The sequence below is a fragment of the Mycobacterium pinniadriaticum genome (genome assembly GCF_026242045.1).
Taxonomy (GTDB): Bacteria; Actinomycetota; Actinomycetes; order Mycobacteriales; family Mycobacteriaceae; genus Mycobacterium; species Mycobacterium pinniadriaticum.
Map to the genome: position 1 here is coordinate 1 of NZ_JAPJDO010000073.1, position 9,728 is coordinate 9,728.

General features: G+C 60.8%; 5 protein-coding genes and 1 pseudogene. 1 reads left to right on the forward strand and 5 read right to left on the reverse strand.

Annotated elements, in window-relative coordinates:
* Positions 1–236: 236 nt before the first annotated feature.
* Positions 237–1,472: an IS30 family transposase gene (locus tag ORI27_RS32240; protein ID WP_456085474.1), complete on the reverse strand. Its 1,236-nt coding sequence runs from the start codon at positions 1,470–1,472 to the stop codon at positions 237–239.
* Between the two features lie 467 nt (positions 1,473–1,939).
* On the opposite strand from ORI27_RS32240, the gene ORI27_RS32245 reads away from it, so the two are divergent.
* A complete protein-coding gene (locus ORI27_RS32245; RefSeq protein ID WP_266001305.1) occupies positions 1,940–2,161 on the forward strand; it encodes a hypothetical protein in 222 nt (73 codons plus the stop codon).
* Between the two features lie 384 nt (positions 2,162–2,545).
* Here ORI27_RS32245 and ORI27_RS32250 read toward each other — a convergent pair whose 3' ends face one another.
* The 4 genes and pseudogenes from ORI27_RS32250 to ORI27_RS32265 form a co-directional block, all read right to left on the reverse strand.
* Positions 2,546–3,469 (reverse strand): restriction endonuclease, encoded by a 924-nt coding sequence (locus ORI27_RS32250; protein ID WP_266001306.1) that lies wholly within the window; start codon positions 3,467–3,469, stop codon positions 2,546–2,548.
* A gap of 353 nt (positions 3,470–3,822) precedes the next feature.
* Complete coding sequence (locus ORI27_RS32255) at positions 3,823–7,242, reverse strand: DEAD/DEAH box helicase family protein (RefSeq protein WP_266001308.1); 3,420 nt, start codon at positions 7,240–7,242, stop codon at positions 3,823–3,825.
* 9 nt (positions 7,243–7,251) lie between these two features.
* Positions 7,252–8,433, reverse strand: coding sequence for a restriction endonuclease subunit S (locus ORI27_RS32260; RefSeq protein WP_266001309.1), 1,182 nt, complete (start codon positions 8,431–8,433; stop codon positions 7,252–7,254).
* Positions 8,430–9,623, reverse strand: a pseudogene (locus ORI27_RS32265) (HsdM family class I SAM-dependent methyltransferase); the annotation flags it as partial. The pseudogene ORI27_RS32265 and the gene ORI27_RS32260, both read right to left, overlap by 4 nt.
* Between the last annotated feature and the right edge of the window lie 105 nt (positions 9,624–9,728).

The following is a 9,728-nucleotide window of genomic DNA, read 5'->3' on the forward strand; positions in this document are numbered from 1 at the left end:
CGCATCCAACAACTCACGCTGATCATCAGAACGACCCTGCACCCACCAATTGTCCCCAACACCCCACCACAACCAACCCCGCCACGCGGGAATAATTCAGCAGGCTCCTAGGCGAGTATCAGTCATTGGAGTCTCCGTCCCATTTGATTCAGCGCCCGCTGCAAGCGAGCCGCACAGACTCGCACAAAGCACCGACAGGTTCTGCCGACGGCTGTCGGTTCCGGGGTGGGTTCTAGTCAACGTCGCAACACCGACGGACTCTCTGAGGCTAGCAGCGCGGCGAATAGATCGGCGGGGCAACGGTCTTGCAGGACGATGCGGGGACGGTTGTTGAGTTCGTTCTCGACTTCCATCAGGTGCGCCGGCGAATGGTTGGTCAGGGTGACGCCCTTGGGGAAGTAGTCGCGCAGCAGCCCGTTGATGTTCTCGATGCTGCCGCGTTGCCAGGGTGATCGGGAGTCGCAGAAGTAGACGGGCGCGCGGAGCTTTTCGGCGGTGGCGAGGTGGCGCGCCATCTCAGTGCCTTGGTCCCAGGTGATCGACCGCATCAGAGCCGTTGGCAGGTCCTGCATGCGGGCCACCAGGGCGCCGTGCAGCGAGTCGGAGTCGGCGCGGGGCAGGTGTATCAGCCGGAGCATTCGGGTCTGACGCTCCACCAGTGTGCCGATCGCTGAGAGGTGGTTGTCACCGATGATGAGGTCACCCTCCCAGTGCCCGGCCTCGGACCGGTCGATGGGCGGGAACGGCCTGTCGTGGATGGTCAGCATTGGCTGCTGGAAACGGCCGCGCCGGCGCTGTTGGCGGTGATGCGCCCGACGATGATCTCGACCGGTACGCAGTGGTGAGCGTCGGTGCGGGGCCAAGCGCGAGGGCCGCAGAAACCGCGAATTCGGCTGATAGACAGCTTGATAGATGCTCTCATGACACAACCGCATCAACGGATCATCGGGGAAGCGCAGCCGGAGATGACGGCTGATCTGCTGGGGGCTCCACCGTTGAGCAAGCAGTTGGCCGACCACAGCGCCGAGCTCGCTATTGGTATCCACTCGGCGCCGATGCTGACGTGCCCTTCGCAGGGTCGCGCGGCGATGAGCGTCGAACGGCTGATATCCGCACCCGAGGCCGGCATTGCGGCGCAGCTCCCGAGAAATCGTCGATGGCGACCGTCCGAGCCGCAGCGCGATCGCCCGCATACTCAGCCCGGCCCGGCGTAGATCGGCGATCTCGATGCGCTCATCTTGCGACAGGTACCGGAGGCTGATCTCGCGGACCGCCAGCCGGTCCAACGGCGCGACGAACCCAACAACGACGCCGTTGCGGTAGGTCTTGTGGCCGCTGGCCCAGTTCGTTCCGGAGGATCGTGATACCCCGACTTCGCGGGCCGCGGCGCGCACGCTCCACCCGCGAGCCCGCAACTCCATAAACCGCTGACGCTTGGCCGACTGCGGACGGCGCCCCAGCCCCTTCTTCACCCGACGCGACGATGTCAACACAACCTCCAGAATCTAGAGAAGTGTTGCGACGACGCCTCGAAACCACCCCGGAAGAAACTGCGCAGGATTCGACCGGAGCCGACAACGGCACGCAAGCAACGGCACCAGGATGGGTGGGCCAGCTCGATGCCCGATCCGGCTGCAGGCGTGCGAGGCTTCGATCACAATCAGCCAAAGGCCATTAGCGGCCTACTCGAAGCGACAAGAGAATGCCCACGCCGATCATCGGTCGCCAGAGGCCAAATGGAAGGGTCTCGACTCACAACTCGACCCGATGGATTCTTCGCCTCGGGTTAATCGACAGTTCAATCGGGATGGTCGAGTCGGCCGTTAGTCCGGACCCAGAGCAGTCCCATCAACGGTCAGATTGATGTGGCTCATGCAGGCGGCGGCGTGCCGATGAGGACGGCGGACATGCGGTAGCCGTCGGGACCCGCTTTCCAGGCGTGGTCGACACGGTTCATGACGACCATGTCGCCGGCTTCGAGGTGGTGGGCACCGTCGCCGAGGATCAGGTCGACGCTCCGCTGAGCACGATCTCGAGGTCGATGGTGTCGGTGTGGGGCATTGGAATCTCGGTGTTCGGAGCCCTGGTCGACGACCATCCAGCGGACGAGGCCGGGCTCGAGGAACAGGTCGATGAGGTCGGCGTCGCCTTGCGGTCGTAGCGGGTGGCGGTCCTGGGTGGTGGCGTAGGGCAGGCCGATGGAGAAACCGAGTGCAACTGAGTTGATTTCGACCTCGTCATTGCTGACGACTCAGGACTTGCCGTCGGCGTCGACTCCCGTGATGAACAGTCGCATTTGCCTCTCCTCATACTTGCCAGGTCAGCGTAGCGTCCTCGGTCGTGGGCTTTCCCGAAGAAGGTGACGTTGTCACACACGGCTTCAAGTTCCGACCGTCTTGGTGGACGCCGCGGGATCGACCACGGACACAGGGTTGCGGCGACGGAAGGTGTGAGAGCCAACTCGGTCGAGATGGCCTACTTCACCCACGGACGGATGATCGCGTCTTTGCACTAACCACGATCACCAACGAAGCGTCAGCTCGATCTAGATCGAATCGAAGAAGTCTTCATCGAGCTTGTATAAGGTCACCGAGTGCTCCTCTTGAACCCCAACGCCGTACTTCACAAGGAGCTCCGACAACCGGGCTCCATCGATCAGCTCGATACGAGCGTTGATGCGCTCCGCCTCTTGATGAGCGCCAGTCGTGAACCGCGACGTGGTGATGAATACGCCTCGGTCACCTTGTTTCCCCAGGAGCGCACCGGCGAATTCGTGGATCTTCGGCCTGTCTACAGCCCGATCTTCGGCATACCGCTTGGCTTGCATGTAGATGCGATCAAGTCCCAGCGGATCCTGGTGGATGATGCCATCGATACCGGCGTCGCCCGATGCAGTCGTCCGTTCGACTGAACCTGCGCGCCCGTAACCCATTTTGTCGAGCAGGCGTACTACTAGTTCCTCGAAACCTGTCGCGGAGAGTCTGAGCGCGGCCGCCAGAACTTCGCTCTCCACTGCTACCCGATTGGCCCGCACCGCGCGTTCGACAAGATCGTTGGGCGTGCTCACCTCATCGTCGCGGGCTAAGGGCTTCGGCGCGGGGACGTCTTCGTCAGACCCACGACCACGCTTGCGATCACGGAACTCGATGAACGCCGGGTACGCCTCCAAAATTTTGTTGTCGATTCGCTGCGGATACTTATCCAGTGCAGAGCGGCCCTCTTCTGAGATCTTCACGAGTCCGCGGCCCGGCCGTTCAATCAGGCCTGCCTGGTTCAGATACGTGATAGTCCAAGCGACTCGGTTGTCAATACGCTTCTGTCCGCTTGGCACCCGCGCAGCTCGCTCCTCAGGACTGAGATTCAATTCGTCGGCGATCGAGTCGATCACGTCCCGCGACCGATGAACTTGGCCGTCTCCGAGCGATGCCAGCACAGGCCGCAAGAGTGTCTGGTAGTCGGGGATCGTCACTTCGTAACCTCTCAGCCGAACGTGATTTCAATCATTGCCTAGCTTGCATCAAGTCCCGGGAAAGCCTCCTGAATCAGATTCAGTAGAAAGGCGGCCCCATCACGGTCAAGCTGAATTGTCTGCGAGACCTTGTTTGCTATCTTCCGCTGGTCCGACCCATACGTATCTAGTTGGAGGATCGTAGCGCCGCCAGCATGAAATGTTCGCCAGCCGCACGAAACTGGCTTATGAACGTCCTGTCGGTCCGACACAACGTTGTGAAACTCTCGAATCAGTGCCATCCACTTCCCTTTCCAGTTCCCACTCGCGCATCATCCGGCGGTCGACGGCCCGCGCAAGTTTGTACTGCGCCGTTACGCAGCTCCATCCGTCGGTTTCGCGGCGTTGTCGCGCACAGTGTTGAGGATCGCAACGATGTTGTCGACGTCTGACTCGGCAAAGACGTTGTCGGGTCCAGTCGGTGCATGATCGGTATACGGCGACTCGTAAAGCCGAACGGGCTCCATGAAACCGTTGGCGGTGAGTTCGGTGACGATGAGATTGATGAACCGAATTTGGTCGGCGTTGAACCGAGTGCCGTCCAGGAATGACCCGAACGCTTCGACTGCAGCCTCGCGGTCCAGGCCGACCAAGCTCCGAACAAACAACCCCAGCCCGTGCGATTGTTCCTTGGCCAAGTCGATGTCAGCCTGTTCGCCCGTCCCGCTCTCGATGAGCATCTGCTCCAGCGAGGCGAGGTCCTCCGGTGTCAGCGGCTTGTTACGCCGTAATCGTTGTAGCGCAACGTGATCCTGGTGCTGACTCAGATACGCCCGCGCCTTGGCCTGGAAGCGCTCCCAGTTCGTGCCGGGTGTAATGCCCGGAAGATCAACGAGGGTGGCTTCACTGAGTTCGTCGGCGAAGTCCGTATAGACGGCCGCCTTCTTCGCCTTCTCGAGGAATCGCAGCAGACCACGGAGCTTGCGCCGAGCCAATTCCAACATCGGCAGCGTGACATCGACCCACCACTCGTCACCTCCGATGTCTTCGAGGAGAACTTGTTGTGCTGCGACTGACGGGATCGCTGTTTGGTTCAGCAGACCGGTCGCAATGTTCTGGATCTGCTCGCGCAGCCGCTCAGCGGCAACAGCATCGCCTTCGATTTGGGCCAACTGGCGGCGCAAGATCAGCATGTCGAACCGCTTGGCGTCCTCGTCGTCGTCTTTGTGGGCTGAGGGCAACCCCGCGAGCTGCTCACCCACGTCGCCCGCAGCTTCCGACGTCAGCGATGTCCAGGCCGGCCACTGTGCGTACTGTTCCACGAGCCTGCGGTGTGGCCGAACCATGAAATTCTGCAGACTCATACCAGCGACGGTTTGGTGAAGCGACCACGCGACGTCGACGCGCAATCCGCGTTCTGTCTCCGTGCCCTGCCCCTCACCGGGATCAGATCCCGACGCGGGCCACGCGACGTCGATCGCGTTGATCAACCCCAGCCTGGTTTCGAAGAGTCGCTGGTTCAGCGACTTCTGCGACGAGCCCTCGGACACCGGCAGGTCTTGGCTGAAGAATTCCAAGTTGCCGCAGAAGTCGAAGACGTAGAAGTTCTGCTTGTCCTGGCCGGGACCGAACAGATCTGGGCGCAGACGGGTGCCCCTGCCGATCATCTGCCAGAACTTGGTCTTGGATCGGACCACTTTGAAGAAGACGAGGTTGACGACGTCGGGGACGTCGATGCCGGTGTCGAGCATGTCGACCGAGATGGCGATGTGCGGGGCTTTCTCGGTGACGGAGAAGTCGTCGATCAGCGACTGGGCATATGCGGTGCTGTGCGTGATGACACGTGCAAATGTGCCAGCGTAATGCGGGTACTGGATGTCGAAACGCTGGGCGATGAATTCGGCATGGTCCTGGTTCTTGGCAAAAATGATCGTCTTGCCGAGACGGTCGCCTTCGGCGACGCGGTGGCCCTTGCTCATCAATTCGGCGAGCACCTTGTCGACGGTGTCCTCGTTGAACAGGAAGCGGTTGATCTCCTCAGCACCCACTTCATCCGGAGGATCGACGTCGTCCCCCCAATCAAGGGCATCCCACTCATCTTTCTCTTCCTCGGAGCGATCGACGTAGCGGATGCCTTCCCGCAGAAACTTGGTGCCTACCGAGATGCCAATCGCCGGGACAAGAAACCCTTCCTTGACCGCGTCGTCAAGTCCATAGGCGTCGGTGGGCACACCGTCTTCGAGGTGGAACAGGCGATAGGTGTTGTGGTCGACCTCGTCCTTCGGGGTGGCGGTCAACCCGACGAGGAGCGAGTCGAACCAGTCGAAAATCGCCCTGTACTTCTGGTACACGGACCGGTGGGCTTCGTCGATGACCACCAGGTCGAAGTAGCCCGGCCCGAATTTCCTGATGTCAGAGTCGGTGTCGTTGATGAGGTTCATCATCGTGGGGTAGGTGCACACGTACACCCGCCCGTCGGTGACCTTCTCCGTGACCAGGTTGACGGTGGTGGCGTCAGGCAGATGCGCTTTGAACGCATTGGCCGCCTGGGTGACGAGCGCGGTACGGTCGGCCAGGAACAACACCCGCTTGACCCAATTTGCCTCCATCAGCTGCTTCACCAATGCGATTACTGTACGGGTCTTGCCCGACCCGGTGGCCATCACCAGCAGGGCTTCGCGTTGTATGGCCGTGAACGCGTCGTCGATGGCCCGGATCGCGCGGTGCTGGTAGTGGCGTTCGACGATCGACGAGTCGATTGGCATGTCAACCAACGCTTTACGGGTTATCCGCCGCTGGATCAGCAGCTCCAGCTCGTCGCGGGTGTAGAAGCCATGGATTTCGCGGGGCGGGTAACCACTGGCGTCGTCCCAGATCCAGTGCTCATAACCGTTGGTGTAGAAGATGACCGGACGCCGGCCGGTCATCTTCTCCAGGCAGTCGGCATACAGTTTGGCCTGCTGCTGGCCGATCTGAGGACTCTTGGTGGTGCGCTTGGCTTCCACGATCGCCAGCGGGAGCCCGTCTGCACCCCACAGCACATAGTCAACGAAGCCCTTGCCCTCACCGTTGGGCATGCCGGTGACGGGGTACTCCCGGTCTTTGGCTTCGTTCAGTGGCCAGCCGGCTTCGGCGAGTATGACGTCGATGAAGCGGTCTCGGGTCTCGGCCTCGTTGTAATCACGATCATCGGTCTGTTGATTGGCGGCCTGGGCCTGTTTCACAGCCTCGCGGAGGGCAGCGATCTCGGCGGCCTGGACTGCCGCCAGTTCGTCTTTTTCCGCCAGCGCCTTCGCGTGTGCTGCATCTCGCGCGGCGAACTTCGCAGCGAGTTGGGCGACGTCCCGCCGTGTCAATGGTGCGGCCTTGGCGACGATCTTCGAATCGAACGCTGCCTTGATCGGAACCGCTTGCGGCTTAGTAGAATACCGGAATGCCGCCCACAGCATCACGTGGTGTAACTCCCGAAGCGCATCCAGTGCTGCACGCGGCGGAATGGGCTGCGCATCGTGAACAGCGGTGTTTCCGAGCTTGCGGATCAGATTGAGCTTGGTCGCGGCTCCGACGCCCACCTTTGACTTGAACTCGGGATCGTTGATCTTGGCGGCAAGATCGTTCTTGTATGGAATCGGCAGCGCGAGAACGTCATACAGGTAGTCGACCAGGTGCTCGACAGTGCGCCGGCTGTAGAAGCAGGCTGAACGTGGGTCGCTGGTCGCATAGCTCTCCGCCCGCGCACAGTCGGCGTGCATCTCCGGCCAGCCAATGGACTGCAGAAAAGCGAAGTTCGACATGCCGCTACCTCACAGCTGTCCGGAGAAGGCACGAGATTGGAGAGAGGCAACTAGCTCGTCGAACTCTGCGATAGAGGGAGTCGGGATCGCGGCCACCCGTCGCTGGAACTCCCGTTGCTGTACAGGATCAGCATAGGGCAGTTCGAGCTGTTGGAGTTTCGCCTTTGATATGTTCTTCATCGAGCCTCCAGTCCCGCTGGACAGTCGACTGATTCGACGTCGCAGCGCCGGCGTGCTCAACAGCGCCCAATAATACAGCGGGACGCTCGCGGGATCTTTCCAGATGAATCGCCAGATTTTGTCGGGGAGAACCAGGTTCGGGGCACTGTCGGGAACGTAGGCTACTGCACCCACAAGCTCGGCCGTATTCGCCCGGCTAATAAGCAGATCGCCAGGTCTGACCAGATGCGCCTCAGGTGGCGCGTAGTCCGCCGGTAATGGCTTTGCTTCCCATGGCTTGAACTTGCCCGAGGTGACCGCGCTGATCTTCAGCACCCGGTAAGGGGTCTGCGCAACCGAATCCTCAGCGACGAGATTGCGCCCGCCTTGTAGGTCGGCGATCTCTCCGAACCTCACCGGCCGGTAACCAGCGCGCGGTTTATCGGGATCACCAAACATCTCGAGGAAGATCGTCACTCCCAGACTCTGCGTCAGTTCCACTACGGACCGACGTTTGGCGCACGTGGCGTCTGCCCGGTCGAGGATCGCAGCAATGCGATGTTGTTCATTGAGCGGTGGAAGCGGTACAGGCCATTTCGCGAGTGCCTCCCGGCCAAGATGATGGATCCCCACACCTCGTGAACCCCTAGCAAACGCCGCGGTCGCAGCTTGATACCGGAAGTAGTGCAGCAAGTACTGCGGATCAGCTTCGGAACCGCACCGCACTCGCAACAAAGTGTTCTGGAACCCGCAGTCCTCGATCTCGCCCTTCCAAATCGCAGGTTTCCCGACTTCGGTCGGCGAGCCGGACGCCTCGTTAAGCAAGATGTCGCCTGGCCCAAGACGAAACGTAGCCATCTCAGAGTCGCTGAAGTTCATCGACTTCACGTCCTCGAGGAGGAGCCCCGACCATCCCACATTGGCTGCGCGCAGGTATTTTCGCATCGTCGGGCCCGTGTGATTCTGCGGTGACCGCTGCCTGCCCAGTTTGACTTCGGCTATCGACGCCAGAGGAACGGTAGGCAAGGTCATGACAACATCGCCTTCAATTCAGCTAGCCCCAAAGTGATTTCGTCCTCAAGCTTCTCGATCTCCGCGATAATCTCGAGCGGTGACCGGTGCTCGATCTCGTCGTGAACGATCTCCTTGTACCGGTTCAGCGACAGGTCGTACCCCTGCCCGACGATGTCGTCCTTCGGAACACAGAACGACTGCTCGCTTCGCGCGCGCCCAAGTTCCGAATCTGCCCGTTCGTCCCAGCGGGCCAAAACATCCGGAAGATCACTCGCGTCGACCTGGTTCCGTTTGTCGTCCAACGAAAATCCGTCGGCAGTAACGTCGTAGAACCACACCTGATCGGTTCCGCCAGAGTTCGTCTTGGTGAACAGAAGGATGGCGGTCGACACTCCTGCGTATGGCCTGAAAACACCCGACGGCAGCTTGACGATCCCGTCGAGCTTCTGATCCTCAACCAGCGTGCGGCGAAGTTCCTTGTGCGCCTTGGACGATCCGAATAGGACGCCGTCAGGGACGATCACCGCCGCGCGACCGCCAGGCTTCAGAAGCTTCAGGAATAGCGCGACGAACAACAGCTCTGTCTTCTTGGTCTTCACGACTCGCTGTAGGTCTTTGGATGTCGATTCGTAGTCCAGCGAGCCGGCGAAGGGCGGGTTGGCGAGGATCAGCGTGTACTTCTCGGAATCCTCGCTGGCCCCCTCGGACAGCGAGTCTCGGTATCGAATATCAGGCGACTCGATGCCGTGCATCAGCATATTCATGCTGGCAATCCGTAGCATGGTGTTGTCGAAGTCGTAGCCATGAAACATGCTGGCGTGGAAATGCTTACGCTGGGACGCATCCGTCAGCACGGACGGGTGCTGTTCGCGGATATACTCCGATGCGGCTACTAAGAAACCGGCCGTGCCGCACGCCGGGTCGCAGATCTCATCTGTCGGCGATGGCGCCGTCATGTCGACCATCAACTTGATGATGTGCCGGGGCGTGCGGAACTGACCGTTCTGACCCGCGCTCGCGATCTTGGACAGCATGTACTCGTAGAGATCGCCGTTGGTGTCGCGATCGGCCATCGGGATCTCGTCGAGCAGATCGACCACCCGCGATAACAGTTGCGGGGTGGGAATCGTGAAGCGTGCGTCCTTCATGTGCTCGCCATAGGTCGAGCCGTCACCCCCCAGGGCCCGCAGGAACGGGAACACGGGCCTTGCCCCGGTGTAGTGGACACGGGATTTGTGGTTACGCCGCTTGTGGCAGCGTAGCGAATGTGTGGTTGTTTTCGTAGGTGGCGGGGCTGGAATAGGCGCAGCGGG

Excerpts from the sequence above, each read along its gene's own strand:
- ORI27_RS32255 (WP_266001308.1), bottom strand. The coding sequence starts at position 7,242 with ATGTCGAACTTCGCTTTTCTGCAGTCCATTGGCTGGCCGGAGATGCAC.
- ORI27_RS32260 (WP_266001309.1), bottom strand. The coding sequence starts at position 8,433 with ATGACCTTGCCTACCGTTCCTCTGGCGTCGATAGCCGAAGTCAAACTG.